General features: G+C 36.4%; 17 protein-coding genes. 11 read left to right on the plus strand and 6 right to left on the minus strand.

Features of this window, described 5'->3' with window-relative positions:
- Window positions 1-76: 76 nt before the first annotated feature.
- Window positions 77-871: a tRNA threonylcarbamoyladenosine dehydratase gene (locus tag B045_RS0100540; protein ID WP_018462311.1), complete on the plus strand. Its 795-nt coding sequence runs from the start codon at window positions 77-79 to the stop codon at window positions 869-871.
- Window positions 871-1,941, plus strand: coding sequence for a hypothetical protein (locus tag B045_RS0100545; RefSeq protein ID WP_018462312.1), 1,071 nt, complete (start codon window positions 871-873; stop codon window positions 1,939-1,941). The genes B045_RS0100540 and B045_RS0100545 overlap by 1 nt, the downstream gene beginning before the upstream one ends.
- A gap of 20 nt (window positions 1,942-1,961) precedes the next feature.
- On the opposite strand, the gene rlmH is transcribed toward B045_RS0100545, so the two are convergent.
- Both rlmH and B045_RS0100555 read right to left on the minus strand, forming a co-directional pair.
- Complete coding sequence (gene rlmH / locus B045_RS0100550) at window positions 1,962-2,432, minus strand: 23S rRNA (pseudouridine(1915)-N(3))-methyltransferase RlmH (RefSeq protein ID WP_018462313.1); 471 nt, start codon at window positions 2,430-2,432, stop codon at window positions 1,962-1,964.
- Window positions 2,429-2,713 (minus strand): DUF4491 family protein, encoded by a 285-nt coding sequence (locus B045_RS0100555; protein WP_018462314.1) that lies wholly within the window; start codon window positions 2,711-2,713, stop codon window positions 2,429-2,431. Before B045_RS0100555 ends, rlmH begins: the two co-directional genes overlap by 4 nt.
- Before the next feature lie 161 nt (window positions 2,714-2,874).
- Here B045_RS0100555 and B045_RS0100560 point away from each other — a divergent pair, with 161 nt between their 5' ends.
- Together B045_RS0100560 and B045_RS0100565 are read left to right on the plus strand one after the other, a co-directional pair.
- Window positions 2,875-4,623, plus strand: a complete 1,749-nt coding sequence (locus tag B045_RS0100560) for a phospho-sugar mutase (protein WP_018462315.1) — start codon at window positions 2,875-2,877, stop codon at window positions 4,621-4,623.
- Between the two features lie 7 nt (window positions 4,624-4,630).
- A complete protein-coding gene (locus B045_RS0100565; RefSeq protein WP_018462316.1) occupies window positions 4,631-5,095 on the plus strand; it encodes a MaoC family dehydratase in 465 nt (154 codons plus the stop codon).
- 60 nt (window positions 5,096-5,155) lie between these two features.
- On the opposite strand, the gene B045_RS0100570 is transcribed toward B045_RS0100565, so the two are convergent.
- From B045_RS0100570 to B045_RS0100580, 3 genes are read right to left on the minus strand one after another with little or no spacing between them, the layout of a single operon-like run.
- Window positions 5,156-6,040 (minus strand): FAD-dependent thymidylate synthase, encoded by an 885-nt coding sequence (locus B045_RS0100570; RefSeq protein WP_018462317.1) that lies wholly within the window; start codon window positions 6,038-6,040, stop codon window positions 5,156-5,158.
- Window positions 6,041-6,063: 23 nt separating this feature from the next.
- Window positions 6,064-6,747, minus strand: coding sequence for a tetratricopeptide repeat protein (locus B045_RS0100575; protein WP_018462318.1), 684 nt, complete (start codon window positions 6,745-6,747; stop codon window positions 6,064-6,066).
- Window positions 6,740-9,052, minus strand: a complete 2,313-nt coding sequence (locus tag B045_RS0100580) for a penicillin-binding protein 1A (RefSeq protein ID WP_018462319.1) — start codon at window positions 9,050-9,052, stop codon at window positions 6,740-6,742. The genes B045_RS0100575 and B045_RS0100580 overlap by 8 nt, the downstream gene beginning before the upstream one ends.
- A gap of 108 nt (window positions 9,053-9,160) precedes the next feature.
- On the opposite strand from B045_RS0100580, the gene pyrB reads away from it, so the two are divergent.
- The 4 genes from pyrB to B045_RS0100600 all read left to right on the plus strand — a co-directional run bounded on the left by pyrB (window position 9,161) and on the right by B045_RS0100600 (window position 12,923).
- A complete protein-coding gene (gene pyrB / locus B045_RS0100585; RefSeq protein ID WP_018462320.1) occupies window positions 9,161-10,117 on the plus strand; it encodes an aspartate carbamoyltransferase in 957 nt (318 codons plus the stop codon).
- A 2-nt stretch (window positions 10,118-10,119) separates the two neighbouring features.
- Window positions 10,120-10,575, plus strand: coding sequence for an aspartate carbamoyltransferase regulatory subunit (pyrI, locus tag B045_RS0100590; RefSeq protein WP_018462321.1), 456 nt, complete (start codon window positions 10,120-10,122; stop codon window positions 10,573-10,575).
- Between the two features lie 91 nt (window positions 10,576-10,666).
- Window positions 10,667-11,947 carry a serine hydroxymethyltransferase gene (glyA, locus tag B045_RS0100595; RefSeq protein WP_018462322.1) on the plus strand — a complete coding sequence of 427 codons (1,281 nt, stop codon included), beginning with the start codon at window positions 10,667-10,669 and terminating at the stop codon, window positions 11,945-11,947.
- Between the two features lie 196 nt (window positions 11,948-12,143).
- Complete coding sequence (locus tag B045_RS0100600) at window positions 12,144-12,923, plus strand: SGNH/GDSL hydrolase family protein (protein ID WP_018462323.1); 780 nt, start codon at window positions 12,144-12,146, stop codon at window positions 12,921-12,923.
- A 1,241-nt stretch (window positions 12,924-14,164) separates the two neighbouring features.
- Here the strand turns inward: B045_RS0100600 and B045_RS0100605 are convergent.
- Entirely contained in the window at window positions 14,165-14,542 is a 378-nt protein-coding gene (locus tag B045_RS0100605; protein ID WP_018462324.1) for a desulfoferrodoxin, read from the minus strand.
- Between the two features lie 238 nt (window positions 14,543-14,780).
- Here B045_RS0100605 and B045_RS0100610 point away from each other — a divergent pair, with 238 nt between their 5' ends.
- The 3 genes from B045_RS0100610 to B045_RS0100620 all read left to right on the plus strand — a co-directional run bounded on the left by B045_RS0100610 (window position 14,781) and on the right by B045_RS0100620 (window position 17,289).
- On the plus strand, window positions 14,781-15,302 hold the full coding sequence (locus B045_RS0100610; protein WP_018462325.1) for a DUF4494 domain-containing protein: 522 nt from the start codon (window positions 14,781-14,783) through the stop codon (window positions 15,300-15,302).
- A gap of 10 nt (window positions 15,303-15,312) precedes the next feature.
- Complete coding sequence (locus B045_RS0100615; RefSeq protein WP_018462326.1) at window positions 15,313-15,987, plus strand: YggS family pyridoxal phosphate-dependent enzyme; 675 nt, start codon at window positions 15,313-15,315, stop codon at window positions 15,985-15,987.
- A gap of 96 nt (window positions 15,988-16,083) precedes the next feature.
- Window positions 16,084-17,289: a pyridoxal phosphate-dependent aminotransferase gene (locus B045_RS0100620; RefSeq protein ID WP_018462327.1), complete on the plus strand. Its 1,206-nt coding sequence runs from the start codon at window positions 16,084-16,086 to the stop codon at window positions 17,287-17,289.
- Window positions 17,290-17,291 lie beyond the last annotated feature (2 nt).

A 17,291-nucleotide genomic window follows, 5' to 3' on the forward strand; every position in this document is an offset into this window, starting at 1 on the left:
ACACAAAAAATATGGGGTTAATTTGCGAAAATAGTTACCTTTGCAGAAATTTTGGAAAAGTAGATATTTAGTATAAATGCAAAATCAATTTTCACGTACCCAACTATTGTTGGGAAAAGAAGCGATAGAAACACTTAAAGAATCACGTGTCGCTGTATTTGGAATAGGTGGTGTTGGTGGATACACTGTAGAGGTACTAGCACGCAGCGGTGTCGGACAATTAGATCTTATTGACGATGACAGGGTATGCTTAACAAATGTAAACCGACAAATCTACGCAGTACTATCAACTGTGGGAAAATACAAAGTTGACATCGCAGAAGAGCGCATTCATGATATTAATAAGAAATGCGTCGTAAACAAGTACCAAATGTTTTATCTACCTGAAAACGCAGATAAAATAGATTTAAGTCAGTTTGATTATGTTGTTGACTGCATTGACACTGTAAGTGCTAAACTAGAACTTATAAAGCGTTGCCATGAATTAAAAGTGCCTATCATATCATGTATGGGTGCAGCAAATAAACTTGATGCAACAGCTTTTAAAATAGCAGATATCAATAAGACAAAAATGGATCCGCTGGCTAAAGTCATCAGAAAGAAGCTCAAAAAACTGAATATACCAAAGCTAAAAGTTGTATACAGTGAGGAGCAGCCTTTAACGCCAATAGATGATCAAGACATCAGTTGTAGATTTCATTGCATATGTCCTAACAAGGATATGAGAAAATGCACAGAAAGAAGAACTATCCCAGCAAGCAATGCATGGGTTCCAGCAGCAGCAGGTCTGATTATAGGCGGAGAAGTAGTAAAGGACATCATTAAAAGGGCTGGAACATTGCGCCTGAATGGTGATGAAAATAGAATATAATGAAATTACACATATTCAATCCAGGGCATGATATAGCTCTAGCTGGTGACAATGAAAAGATGACGGCTCCGCATGCCGTAAGGCAGATGCAAATAGATCTAGGATTTATCCCTGCTTTATGGGCAAATAATTCTGATTATATACTTGTAGATGACACAAATAACACAATTCCTAACAACGGCTGTAAACCTTATTTAAACAATGTTAGGTATATTAATTGGAATGATTTACAAAATATTGATAAAGAAGAACTTGAAGTATCTCCTTGGGGATGGGACAAGACGATAAGATATAAGTTAAATATTGCCTCTGAAGGGAAGTTGGATAGCTGCATGCCAGACACTATTCAACTTGAAAAAATAAGAGAAATAAGTGGCAGAAACTGGGCATCACAAAACTTATTGACCAATTTACTTGACTGTGACAAAACATGTGTAGGTGAATCTGTAGCTGTGAATGACTACGAAAAGTTTATGAATGTATTAGATAAAGCAGATAACGGACTTGCTTACCAATACGTACTAAAAGCTCCTTGGAGCAGTAGTGGTCGCGGATTAAGGTACGTAGACCTTCAAAATGAAGGAATTAACGAACACCTACAAGGATGGATAAAAAATGTAATAAGGAAACAAGGATTAGTCATGATTGAACCTTATTATAACAAAATACGTGATTTCGGGATGGAGTTCACTGCCCATAAAAATGGCGAAATAGAATATCTCGGGCTATCAGTATTCAGCACCTCAAACGGTGCTTACATGGGCAACATTCTTACAACTGAAGAAGATAAGGAAGAATTACTTTCTAGATATGTTAATACGGAAATCCTTGTTGAAATAAGGAATGCGATTGCATCAATAATGAATGGCAAATTAAGAGGTATCTATTCTGGGCCATTCGGCATTGACATGATGATTGTGAATGGCGGCAAGATACATCCATGCGTTGAACTAAATCTGAGAAGAACGATGGGCCATGTAGCATTAGATCTTACCCACAAGATGACAGAAAAACGTGTGATGCGAATGGAATTCAATGCTGGGCATTATTCACTAAAAATAAAGAATTGAAAAACACTCCAACAAGAATCCTATTCATGATGATAGGGTTCTCCTTTTATAATCGTACAAGCACGATAAATCTGTTCTGTAAAAATCACACGCACCATTTGGTGACTAAATGTCATTTTTGAAAGTGATATCTTTTCATTTGCACGCTTATAAACAGCTTGCGAAAAGCCGTAAGGTCCACCAACAACAAAAACAAGTCTACGAGCTGTATTTTGCTTCTTCTGCAACCAGCCTGCAAACTCAACAGAACGGAAATCATCTCCATGCTCATCAAGAATAACAACTGTATCTGAAATACTTATAGACTTTAATATCATTTCTCCTTCACGCTCTTTCTGTTGTTGCTCTGTAAGGTTCTTCGTGTTCTTAATTTCCGGGATAACATTAATATCAAAGGGCATATAATGAGAAATACGCTCACTATAATCATTAATATTAGCAATAAAATGCTTGTTGACAGTCTTTCCTATCAATATCAATGTAGTCTTCATTTCTTTTTAGGATTTTTTGGAAACCATCCCTTCTCAACCCTTTTCTTCTGATCAAAGAGTTCACCAATACTCCACAAAAGCGTAGCTCCAAGTACACCGAATATTGATGACAAGATCACGTTATCAACACAAAGAGAGACTATAATAGACAAGATACCAAAGGCAAGAAACAACCACCATGGGCGAGTTCCAAAATAATATTCGGTCTTGATTACAATAGGATGAAATATTCCTATTATTACGAAAGTAATCAAAGCTATGATAATACCTGTAAAATACATAATTTAATTTATTGAATTGTTCTCTGGGTGCAAAGTTACAATAAAAAAAATAAAAAATAAGATAAGCTGTACCTGAACCATAAAAATAAATAAATTTATTTTGTATTGTCTTCGAATTGCAGTATCTTTGCATATAGATATAAACAACTTATATATAACTTATGGCAAATAACGCACAACTAATTTCACAATGTGAAACAAAGGCTAAACAATGGTTAACACCATCCTTTGACGAAGAGACACGCAAGGAAGTTGAATCAAAACTTGCAGCCGAGGACAAAACCGAACTTATAGAAAGTTTTTACAAGGATTTGGAATTTGGAACAGGCGGTCTACGTGGTATCATGGGAGCCGGTTCAAACCGTATGAACATTTATACTGTAGGTATGGCAACACAAGGTTTTGCCAACTATCTGAAGAAAAATTTCAAAGGAAAGAACGACATTGCTGTTGTTGTATGTCACGACTGTCGTAACAACAGCCGCAAATTCGCAGAAACTGTTGCTGATATATTCTCTGCAAATGACATAAAAGTATATCTTTTTGATGACATGCGCCCAACACCAGAATGTTCTTATGCAATCCGCCATCTTGGATGCCAGGCTGGTGTTAACATCACTGCAAGTCACAACCCTAAGGAATACAACGGATACAAGGCTTACTGGGAAGATGGAGCTCAGGTTTTGGCACCACATGACACAGGTATTATTGATGAGGTTAATAATGTTAAGGTTGAAGATGTAAAATTCACTGGCAACAAACAACTTATTCAGATTATCGGCGAAGACATTGATAAGCTTTATCTTGACGAGATTCATACTCTTAGTATTGATCCTGAAGTTATCAAGAAACAGCACGACTTGAAGATTGTCTACACTCCACTTCACGGTACTGGTATGATGTCTATACCACGTTCGTTGAAATTATGGGGCTTTGACAACGTACATTGCGTGAAAGAGCAAATGGTTAAAGATGGTAATTTCCCAACTGTAGTTAGTCCTAACCCTGAAAATGGCGAGGCCCTTACTTTAGCTCTTCGTGATGCAAAGGAAATTGATGCTGATATCGTTATGGCAAGTGATCCTGACGCAGACCGTGTAGGTATGGCTTGCAAAAACGACAAGGGTGAATGGGTACTAATCAATGGCAACCAAACATGTCTTTTGTTCCTTTATTATATTATAACAAACCGCAAAGCTAAAGGTTTGCTAAAGCCTACTGATTTCATTGTAAAGACAATCGTTACGACAGAAGTTATAAAGAAGGTTGCAGACAAGGCTGATATAGAAATGCGTGACTGCTATACTGGATTTAAATGGATTGCTCGTGAAATTCGTATTTCAGAAGGCAAACAGAAATATATCGGTGGTGGTGAAGAAAGCTACGGATTCCTTGCTCAAGACTTTGTTCGTGATAAGGATGCTGTATCTGCCATGAGTTTGTTGGCAGAGATTTGCGCTTGGGCTAAAAATCAAGGCAAGACTCTTTACAACATATTGATGGATATCTATTTGGAATATGGTTTCTCTAAAGAATTCACTGTTAATGTTGTGCGCCCTGGAAAGACAGGTGCTGACGAAATCAAACAGATGATGACTGATTTCCGCAATAATCCTCCTAAGGAATTGGGTGGTAGCAAAGTTGTACTTGTAAAGGATTACCAGACATTAGAGGCAACAACAGCGGACGGCACAAAAGCAAAACTTGATATGCCTGATACAAGTAATGTACTTCAGTGGTTCTGTGACGATGACACAAAGGTTAGCGTTCGTCCTTCAGGAACTGAACCTAAGATAAAGTTCTATCTTGAAATTAAAGGCACTATGACATCAGCATCAGAATATGATGCTCTTGATGCAAAGAGCGCAGAGAAAGTTGCTGCTATAAAGAAGAGTTTAAATCTAGATTAATAAAGAAATGGCAAAATTAGTAGTTAATTCATATGACGAGTTTGCGTCTCATCTAGGTGAGCAGCTTGGTATATCAGAGTGGTTATTGGTTGATCAGGACCGCATAAATAAATTTGCAGACGCAACATTGGATCATCAATGGATTCATGTTGACACAGAGCGTGCCAAAGAAGAAAGTCCATACAAGAGCACTATCGCCCATGGATATCTTACATTGTCATTGCTACCATACATGTGGAACCAGATCATGGAGGTTAACAATCTTAAGATGATGGTAAACTACGGTATGGACAAGATGCGCTTTGGAAAACCTGTAATCACAGGAAGCAAAGTAAGACTTGTAACAAAACTTGACGCAATTGAGAATCTAAGAGGCATATGCAAGACTCAGATTGGATTTAAAATTGAGATAGAAGGTGAAAAAAAGCCAGCCCTTGAGGGTGAGGCTACATTCCTTTATTACTTCGAGTAATAAGAATAATATATTATAAAAAAATGGGAGACATCTTTAATGTTTCCCATTTTTTATTTATTACTTAATAAGACCAAGTTTCTTAAATTCCTCATATAGCGGCATCGCTATCGCTTTAGCATCAGGATGAGGTTCACCAGTTGTACCAATAGCACGCAAATCAAAGAAATGTTTCCAATCTTTCAAGAAAGCTGTATGAACAAGTTCGGTATTTGTATCTAATGGTAATACCACCCTAGCCTCCTGCGGCTTCTTTCCCATCGCGATAAGATTCATGTAAGAGAATTCAGCAGCAAGATTGGCAAACAACCAATTATTGATTGCATTCCATGACTTATCGTTCTCTGTAACTATCTCATTACAAAGTTGCTTGAAAAGTTCCATATCCACCTGTGAAGGAACATTATCAAAATCAGAATCATCCTTAATCCATTTAGGGACATTCACAGATATTTCACTTCCAAATTTATCTTTGGTATAATTGCAATAACGTGTAGACTGCTCTGCCATTGAATTAGCACGATGGCGATTAAACTCACGCGTAATTGCTACCTGTGTAGTAAAATGAACCGTGATACGCATTTCGTGATTTTGAGTCGGATCTGAGATGTATTTCAAATCATCCAACCATTCATTTTCAACAATGACACGAAGATTTGTTGTCACATAATCACTCTTATCATCAGTTGCCACAATAGAAAATCTGTTGTAGTTATACTTATTATAAATTATATCTTTTGGAGCTGTAAGATATATAGTCCCATGTTCTAGCATTGCAGTATGCTGAGACGCAATCATACGATCAACAAAAGGTTTAGCAGAAGTCTCAGTAGTATTCTTTTCACTTTTATAACAGACTCTTCCCGCCTGTTCAATCAATTTATAGACACCGGCAAGTCCGTTTCTTTGTTGCCATATCTCAAAAGATGGATTCAATATTTTCATAACCTTATTATATTATTTGTATTCTATTTAATTTTATATGCCTTAAGATAATAGTCTTTAATTGATGCTCGTGGAGTACCAAGACGTACCATTCTGTCCAAATCAGCAATAGCTAAATCCTTTTTCTTTTTTAGAATATAAATATTTGCACGATTAAGCAAATAATCTTTATTATCATTATCAAGACTAATAGCTTTAGAATAATCATCCCCAGCTAAATCATACATTTTACGCTCAAATTCGATATTAGCACGTGCTGCATAAGCAACAGCGCTGTCTGGGTATTGACTGATGAGATGATTCATACCATCATAAGCCTCTGTATAATGCTTGTCTTTTTCATTCAGTAAAGCCAATCCCAACTGTGCCTCAAAATTACCAGGAACTATACTTAATAAATTCTGATAATCAAGTCTGGCAAAATTATATCTTAGCAGTTGTACATTAACATAAGCCCTATATAGTAAAGCTGAAAGATTCCTTGGATTGAATTTCAGTATGATATCATACTCATCCTTTGCATAATTCCATTCATGTAACTGAATATTCCATGAGGCTTTTTTCAATCTCAAATCCACACTGTCAGGATGGAAACTCAAGTCTTGTGATGCAATGCGCAAACTATCACGCAATGGATTATCCGTATTCTGTGCAGAAACACTATTACTGCAGAGAAAAAAACAAACTGCAAAAATTATTTTATTCATATACTTCGTCTATTTGATCATCACCATAACCATTGTCCTCTTTTAGACAAGGGTCAAAATTAGCAGGCAATCCAAATGTTGCCTTATCACTATAACCAAGAGATACGTCATGATAAACCTTTCTCATAAAATATGCCCAAATTGGCAAAGCCATAGTTGCACCTTGTCCCATAGACATATTATCAAAGTGGATATCACGGTCTTCACCTCCTACCCAAACACCTGATACAAGTTGTGGGGTAAATCCCATAAACCAAGCATCACTATTTTTATTTGTTGTACCTGTCTTTCCACCTATTTCGCCTTCCATATGATATTTATAGCGGATGCGACCACCAGTACCTCCATCAATTACTCCCTGTAGAAGTACTAACATCTTATTAGCACTCTCAGCACTAATTACCTCATTCATACGAGGTTGGAACGTAGATATCACATTACCCTCATTGTCTTCTATCTTTGTTACAAACATTGGTGAGGTCCTTATACCATGATTGGCAAAAGTAGTATATGCACTAACCATTTCCTCAACGCTAACATCACATGGACCTAAGCATAAAGACATTGATGGATGTATATCAGGATTGTTTATACCAAATTCATGCAAAGTAGAAACAAATTGACTAGGATTTAATTTACTCATAAGGTAAGCTGAAATCCAGTTGTTACTTTGTGCAAGTCCCCATTTCAACGTTACCATCTGTCCATATCGTGCATGTGATGCATTACGAGGAGTCCACGGTTGACCAGCAACAATATACGTCTGTTGTCTGTTAGGTGCCTTATCACATGGAGAAAAACCATTTTCCATAGCCAACGCATAAAGGAATGGTTTTATAGTAGAACCAACCTGTCTTCTACCGCCTGTAACCATATCATACATGAAATGATTATAGTCAAGTCCACCAACATAGGCTTTCACGGCACCTGTCTTTGGCTCCATACTCATAAAACCAGCACGAAGGAAACTCTTATAATACTTTATAGAGTCCATTGGAGTCATAACGGTATCAATATCTCCATGATAAGTGAAGATTGTCATGTCAACAGGTCTGTTAAAAGCTTTTCTAATTTCAGAATCATTCATACCACTGGCACGCATACTGCGATAGCGCTCACTTTGACGAATGTTTCTTGTAAGGATCGAACGAAGTTGATCGTATGTTAAGTCTTCTGTAAACGGAGCATTGCGCTTACTTCTATTTTCTTTGTTGAATGCTGGTTGCAGGAATTTAGCCACATGACCATACACAGCCTCTTCAGCATATCTCTGCATTCTACTGTCTACCGTTGTGTATACTTTCAAGCCATCAGTATATATATTATATGGCTTACCGTCTTTTTTAAAGTTTTTGTTACACCATCCATACAATGGATCTGAAACCCAAGTAATAGAATCAATCGTATATTGCGCCTTTTTCCATGAAGGATAATTTGATATCTCAGGTTTGGTAGCCATCATATATTGGCGAAGAAATTCCCTGAAATAAGTAGCCTCTCCGTCCTTATGATCAGTACGATGGAAATTTAAAGTCAATGGTGTATCACAATATTGCTCATATTCAGAATGGGTCAGATAACCCGCTTTTTCCATCTGTCCTAATACTACATTTCTGCGTTCCTTTGCTCTTTCAGGATAACGCACAGGATTGAACAATGATGGATTCTTACAAAGACCAATCAACATTGCCGACTCATCAACATCAAGATTTTTAGCCTCTTTATTAAAATATGTATTAGCAGCAGTCTTAATACCTACTGCATTATGCAAAAAGTCAAAATAATTAAGATATAAAGCAATGATCTCTTCCTTTGTATAATTACGTTCCAACTTAACCGCAATTACCCACTCTATAGGTTTTTGAAACACACGCTCAAGTGAATTGTGAGCCTGCTCTGAATAAAGTTGTTTTGCTAATTGCTGTGTTATCGTAGAACCACCTCCGGCAGATGCCTGACCGAACATTCCTCTTTTTATTATAGCTCTTCCTAAAGCAAAAAAATCAATACCACTATGATCATAAAAACGTGAATCCTCTGTTGCTACGAGTGCATCTACAAGATGTTTCGATATCTTACTATAAGGGATAACTATACGATTCTCTTTATTGAAATTATATGTACCCATAACCTTACCATCAGATGAATACACCTGTGTCGCAAAACGGTTTATAGGATTTTGAAGGTCCTCAACAGGAGGCATATAACCAATCCAGCCATTCCAAATAGCTGTAAATCCAAGTGCAGTTCCCATAATTAAGAATATAAGAACCGCCCATAAGAAATGAATGAAAGACTTTCTCATTATGTTTAATTTTCAGCAAAAATACAACTTTTCTAGCAAATATAACACATAAATCAGAATTTATGATTAACTTTGAACACGAATTCGGATCAATCAATCAAATTATAGATGAAAAAGCATAATTTTGTAACGATTGCCGATTTGAATAAAGATGAAATAATGTATCTTATTCAAATGGCGCAAGAGTTCGAAAAACATCCTAACCGGGATTTGCTGAAGGGAAAGGTAGTTGCCACTCTTTTCTACGAACCTTCAACTCGAACAAGACTTAGTTTTGAAACCGCTGCCAATAGACTTGGAGCACGAGTGATTGGCTTTAGTGACGCAAAAGCCTCGAGTGTCTCCAAAGGCGAGACGTTAAAAGACACCATTCTTATGGTAAGTAATTATGCAGACGTTATAGCGATGCGGCATTACATTGAGGGCGCGGCACAATATGCATCAGAAATAGCCCCAGTACCTATTATCAACGCAGGAGACGGTGCTCATATGCATCCTTCACAATGTCTACTTGACCTCTACTCTATCTATAAAACACAAGGAACACTAGAAAATCTAAATATTTATCTTGTAGGCGACTTAAAATACGGTCGTACTGTTCATTCTTTAATCATGGCTATGCGCCATTTCAATCCCACTTTTCATTTTATTGCACCAGCTGAACTTGCTATGCCACAGGAATACAAATTGTATTGCAACCAATATGGCATAAAATTTCAGGAGCATACGGATTTCAATGAGAAGGTCATTGCAGACGCAGACATATTATATATGACACGCGTACAAAAAGAAAGATTTTCTGATCTTATGGAATATGAACATGTTAAAGACGTTTATATTCTACAAAATGATATGCTAGGAATGGCTAAGGAAAACATGAAAATTCTTCATCCACTCCCACGTGTAAATGAAATTGCATACGATGTCGATGACAATCCACACGCATATTATATTCAGCAAGCCCAAAACGGACTGTATGCACGCGAGGCTATTTTCAGCTATTGTCTGGGAATTACACTTGATGATATTTTAAACGACAAAACCATTATCAAATCCAAGTATTAATTATGGGAAAAAAAGAAATGCTGGTTTCGGCAATTGAAAATGGAACAGTGATAGATCATATTCCCGCCGAAAAAACTTATCAGGTTGTTGACCTTCTTGGTTTAAGAGAATCCGACACCCCTGTCACTATTGGTTATAATCTACCGTCTAAAAAAATTGGACGAAAAGGTATAATTAAGATTACTAATAAATTTTTCAGTAATGAAGAAATTAGTAGACTTAGCGTTGTAGCTCCTAAAATCGTATTAAATGTTATCAAAGATTATGAAGTAGTTGAGAAAAAAACCGTTGAGACTCCTGACGAACTTCATGGTATTGTGAAATGTAATAATCCAAAATGCATCACAAACAACGAACCTATGCAGACCTACTTCAACGTGGTTGATAAAGAGCATGGAGTGTTGAAATGTCATTATTGCGATAAGGAGCAAGATATTGCTAATGTAAAACTTTGCTAGCAAAAACTTTGCAATTAAAAGAAAATTGCGTAATTTTGCACGTATTATTAAGATAAAAAGATTATTAACTACAATATAACATTTTAACACGATGGAAAGAGATCTGGAGATTTTCAGCCTTATTGAGAAAGAACATCAGCGTCAGCTGAAAGGTATGGAGCTTATAGCATCTGAAAACTTTGTCAGTGACGAAGTTATGGCAGCTATGGGATCATACCTGACTAACAAGTATGCAGAAGGACTACCTGGCAAACGCTATTATGGTGGTTGTCAAATCGTCGACCAGGTTGAAGATCTGGCACGTGAGCGCGTAAAGAAAATATTTGGAGCTGAATTTGCTAATGTTCAGCCACATTCTGGAGCACAAGCCAACGCTGCCGTTCTGTTGGCTGTTTTGAAACCTGGTGACACATTTATGGGTTTGAACCTTGATCACGGCGGCCACTTATCACATGGTAGTCATGTAAATACTTCAGGCATTCTTTATAATCCTATCGGTTATAATCTTAACAAGGAAACAGGTCGTGTTGATTATGATGAAATGGAAAAGCTGGCTATTGAGAACAAGCCAAAATTGATTATTGGTGGTGGTTCTGCATATAGTCGCGAATGGGATTACGCACGCATGCGCAAAATAGCTGATGAAGTTGGCGCATTATTAATGATTGACATGGCGCATCCTGCAGGTCTTATAGCTGCCGGAATACTTGAAAACCCTGTCAAATATGCTCATATCGTAACAAGTACTACTCACAAGACTCTTCGTGGTCCTCGTGGTGGTATCATTTTAATGGGTAAAGATTTTGATAATCCTTGGGGACTAACAAATAAGAAAGGTGAATTGAAGAAGATGAGTATGCTTCTTAATTCTGCCGTATTCCCTGGAACACAAGGTGGTCCTCTTGAGCATGTTATCGCAGCCAAAGCTGTTGCCTTCGCTGAGAACCTTCAACCTTCATGGAAAGATTATGCCATACAGGTTAAGAAAAATGCAGCAACCCTTGCTGATGACTTGATACAACGCGGCTTCGGCATTGTAAGTGGTGGTACAGACAACCACTCTATGCTTGTTGACTTGCGTTCTAAATATCCAGATCTTACAGGTAAGGTTGCAGAGAATGCGCTTGTTGCAGCAGACATCACAGCAAACAAAAATATGGTGCCATTTGATTCTAGATCAGCTTTCCTGACATCAGGTATTCGTCTCGGTTCAGCAGCCATGACAACACGTGGTGCAAAAGAAGACATGATGCATCTCATTGCAGAACTTATCGAAGAGGTTCTCAACGATCCTGAAAACGATAAAGTTATAGCTAGAGTTCGAGAAAAGGTTAATGCTACAATGAAGGATTATCCTTTGTTCGCATATTAATCTCAAAATAAACGTCTACTTATAAGATAGATTTCTGTCTTGGCAATATGAAAAAGATTTCAATTGCCATACTTAAGACAGAAATCTATCTTTTTTATCGAACATTAAAAACAAACTATCAATATCTATAAAGATATAAAATCAAACCTATCAAGAAATTATGATTAAGAAAATATTTTGCTTTTTTCTATGTTTAATGGTTACCATACCTGGTATCACAGCAACAAAAGTTCAACATCCATGGCAGGGTAAACGAGTTGCATATCTTGGAGACTCTATCACTGACCCTAAAAATAAAGGTGCTAAAAAGCATTATTGGGCTTATTTACAAGAAATGCTAGGCATAACACCGTATGTGTATGCTGTAAGTGGAAGACAATGGAATGACATTCCTAGACAAGCAGAGCAATTGAAAAAAGAACACGGTAATGACTTTGACGCAATTATAATTTTTATTGGTACTAATGACTATAATGCAGGCGTCCCTATTGGAAAATGGTTTACAGAAGACAGCACAAAAGTGTTGGCTGCTATACATAAACCAAAAGCTATGGTCACACGAATGAAACGAACTATGGTAATGAATGATAGTACTTATCGCGGACGTATAAACATCGCACTAAGCACACTTAAGAAGATGTTCCCTACTAAACAGATAGTCATGCTAACCCCTATTCATAGAGCTATCGCTAATTTTAACGACAAAAATATACAACCAACCGAAGAATACCAAAATGAGTGTGGTGAATATCTTGATCGCTATATAAACTCTGTAAAAGAAGCTGGAAATATATGGGCACTACCTGTCATAGATCTAAATTCTACCTGCGGTCTTTATCCTGTACTTGATGAGTTTTCACAATATTTCCATGATCAAAATACTGATAGGCTACATCCAAATGATGCTGGGCATATAAGAATAGCCAAAACTTTATTCTATCAACTACTGAGCCTTCCATGTACTTTTGAAAAATAAACATAATATTATAAGCATAATTCATTTACAGAATTAAATAAGTGCAAATTCATATACGTGAGCTTCATAGTAAGATAATTACTCCTTACTACGAAGCCACGTAAGCACTATATTTCATTGATTTACAGAATATTATATACTTATTGTTAAACACTTGGCTATGGCATTTTTATAACACGCAAAATGCAAACTATAGGAACATACAATATTTTCTTATATAATGTACGCGCCCATGCGCGCGCACCGAAGGGTTTTCAAAATACCAGCGTCGAACTAACGACAAACTGACTATCAGTGATTTAGATGTGATTTTTCAGAAAATGAAGTGTCGTTTTATATATCAACAGTTTTATTGAAAAACAAAATCAGCTTTTTAATCATTTTCATCAATTTTCTATCAAAAAATGCATATTTTTGCATAGTAAAATCGCCTTTGATTCATGCCGTATTTTGCGTTTCATCGATATAACGCATAAAATCACGTCATTTGCATGATACTATTTTCATTCCCAAAAGCAGTCTAACTAACTGACATACAGCCACTAGACACTTTGACACTATTTATTTTCAAAAACTATAGGAGGGAAAATTATGTTAATCAGCAATACATTATAATGGACTAAAAACTATAAGCTATCTGAATTTACGGCATAATGATGCTTAATATCTCATTTTTACTATAACCAAAAAGCATTTGAAAATCAATGAATTCATTTCTACGATAAAATGTTTGCGTTTCTACGACATAAAGTTTGCGTTTCTACGATCAAACGTTTCTATTACTACGATATAAAGTTTCCGTTTCTATATGGAAAATCGCTATTATACGAATCAAAATGTTCTAATTAAAGGATGCTTGGATTACAACAATGAAAAATCACCTCGAATTTTATTCAATTTTACGTTTTGTCGTTATAACGCCTATTGATTACGTAGCTAGTACGTAGCTAACCAGAGCTATAATTTTATGTTTTGTTTTCAGCAATCTATTTAAGTAAGGAGCTTTCAAGCATAAACGTAGTTACGTAGCTAATATAATAAAAAACGTAGGGAAAGTAACTCCGTCATGAAGTACAGATTTTGTTACGGAAAATAAGCAAAGTCAATGATATTAGTAACTTATTCGACATATACTTTCAACCATGCAAATTTTACCAAAAGATAAATGTAAACAAAAAAAACAAGGCAAACAACTTTTGAGTATTTGTTTGCCTTGCTTATATTTGGATATGTTGTGTATACTACTCAGCTTTCCACAAGCCATGTAAATTACAATACTCTCGAGCTACCACTTTCTTTGCATCAGTCATAAATACAGCTTCAGGCTTGTCACCAGGTTTCAGATACTTACGCATAACCTTGTCGTCTGCAAGAAGTTCTATCCACATTATATAATGTTCCTCAAGCATAGGATGAGCAACTGCACCAACAGTAACTTTGTAGCCACCCTCAATTTTTTCGATAACAGGAACATGTTTCTCCAATGCTGCATCTATTGAATTTTCTTTCAACAACTCCATTGGCTGTCCGCAACAAGTCAAGGTTCCACCTGCAGGTTTTACCACTTCAACGATATTTCCACAGACATTACAACGATAAATTTGCTTTTGTTCTGTCATAATTACTTAATATTAAAGTTAAACATAATAACTATTATAATATCTACATTGAATATAATCAATGCAGAATATCAATACTGCAAATATAATCATTAATTATTAATATTAGCACTCCAAACTGTGAAAAAATAGTTAACACACAATTATTTGAATTTCTTTATGCAAATAGACATAATATTAATTTGTTGGTTTCAGATTTAATTACTACTTTTGCTCAACAAAACTAAAAATAAAAAATATGAGAAGTAGAACCGCAGTTTGGTTTGAAACCAAAATACGTTACGAAAAGACAATGGAAGATGGTATGCAGAAGAAAACTACAGAACAATATGTAGTTGACGCTCTGAGTTTTACAGAGGCAGAAAGCACTATCATCAACGAAATGAGAGTATATCTAAGTGGTGAATTTAAAATCACTGATATCAAACAGGCTGCTTACGGAGAAATTTTCTTCAGTGAATCAGACTCTGACGACAAATGGTATAAATCAAAATTGCAGTTTATTACTATTGACGAAAAGACTGAAAAAGAAAAGCGCTCTACTGTAACTTACCTTGTTCAGGCAGGTAGCTTACCTGGCGCTGTTAAGCACATAGATGAAGTTATGGGCGGAACAATGATAGACTATGTTATGACTTCAATACAGGAAACTCAGATAATGGATGTATTCGAACACAATGCTGCAAAAAAGCAAGAAGAGAGAAATGACGTTCCTGAGTATGAGCAGACTCCTGCTGCTGAAGAAACAATGACTGAATAAAATAAAGAATATGAATGTTGATGTAGCAAAAAATTTACATGAAGTACTGGGCAACCTGCCTAAAGAAGTAAGATTGGTTGCCATCAGCAAATATCATCCCAACGAATATCTTGAGACCGCATATAATGAAGGTCAAAGGATATTCGGGGAAAGTCATGAGCAAGAGTTAGCGCAAAAACAAGAAACACTTCCCAAAGACATAGAATGGCATTTTATTGGTCATTTACAAACTAACAAAGTAAAATACATTGCTCCTTATATTTCCATGATTGAAGCTGTAGATAGCTATAAATTATTAAAGGAAATAAACAAGCAGGCAGCTAAAAACGACCGTATCATTAAAGTGTTGCTAGAAATGCATATTGCTGAAGAAGAGACCAAATACGGACTAACGCTTGATGACTGTCGAGACATGTTAGAAAAAGGAGAATGGAAAGATCTGGGAAATGTTCAAATATGCGGCTTAATGATGATGGCCAGCAATACAACAGAAACATCACTAATAGAAAAAGAATTCGACACCGCAACTAGTTTCTTTGATGAGATAAAAGCTAAATTCTTTGCAGACGACCCAGAATTTAAAGAGCGTTCTTGGGGTATGAGTCATGACTATAAGATAGCTATCAAACATGGGTCTACAATGGTGCGTGTCGGTACTACAATTTTCGGGCCACGAGTTTATTAATTTATAACAAAACTACATTAGTTTAAAATAAATTATTATCTTTGCACCTTGAAATAGAACAAATGGCAATTAAGCCATCACAATTAAAAGAAGAAAATGCCAGAAATATCAGTTCGCGGATTAGAAATGCCAGAGTCGCCAATCAGAAAATTGGCACCACTTGCAGCCGCTGCTAAAAATCGCGGTATAAAGGTATATCATCTGAACATTGGTCAGCCTGATTTACCTACACCTCAATGCGGTCTTGACGCATTAAAGACAATAGACCGCAAGGTATTGGAATATTCACCAAGCCAGGGCAATCTGACTTACAGACAGAAGCTCGTAAATTATTACAAAAAATATGACATCAACGTAACTGCTGATGACATCATTATAACATCTGGTGGTAGCGAGGCTGTACTCTTTGCATTCATGAGCTGTCTGAATCCTGGAGATGAGATTATTGTACCAGAGCCAGCATACGCTAATTACATGGCTTTTGCCATAAGCGCTGGTGCAAAAATCAGAACTATAGCAACAACAATAGAAGAAGGATTTTCTCTTCCAAAGGTAGAAAAGTTTGAAGAACTCATAAATGAGCACACACGTGCCATTATGATTTGTAATCCAAACAACCCTACTGGTTATCTTTATACGAGAAGGGAAATGAACCAAATTCGTGATCTTGTTAAGAAATACGATTTGTATCTTTTCTCTGATGAAGTTTATCGAGAATACATATACACAGGTTCACCATATATTAGTGCTTGCCATTTGGAAGGCATTGAAGATAACGTAATCCTCATTGACTCTGTATCTAAAAGATACTCTGAATGCGGAATTCGTATAGGAGCCCTGATAACTAAGAATGCAGAAGTAAGAAAAGCTGTTATGAAATTTTGTCAGGCACGCCTGTCACCTCCTTTAATAGGTCAAATTGTGGCAGAAGCATCACTTGATGCACCTGAAGAATACTATCGTGATGTATATGACGAATATGTTGAAAGACGTAAATGTCTAATCGACGGACTAAACAGAATTCATGGAGTTTACTCTCCTATACCAATGGGTGCCTTTTACACAGTTGCGAAACTACCTGTTGATGATAGTGAGAAATTCTGCAAATGGTGTCTAGAAAAATTTAATTACGAAGGCGAAACGGTTATGATGGCTCCCGCTGCAGGTTTTTACACAACTCCTGGAGCAGGAATTAATCAAGTGCGCATTGCTTACGTACTTAAAAAGCCTGATCTAGAACGTGCACTTTTAGTATTAAGAAAAGCCTTGGAAAATTATCCAGGACGAACAACAGAAGAATAGAA

The organism is Segatella paludivivens DSM 17968 = JCM 13650 (assembly GCF_000373185.1).
GTDB lineage: Bacteria > Bacteroidota > Bacteroidia > Bacteroidales > Bacteroidaceae > Prevotella > Prevotella paludivivens.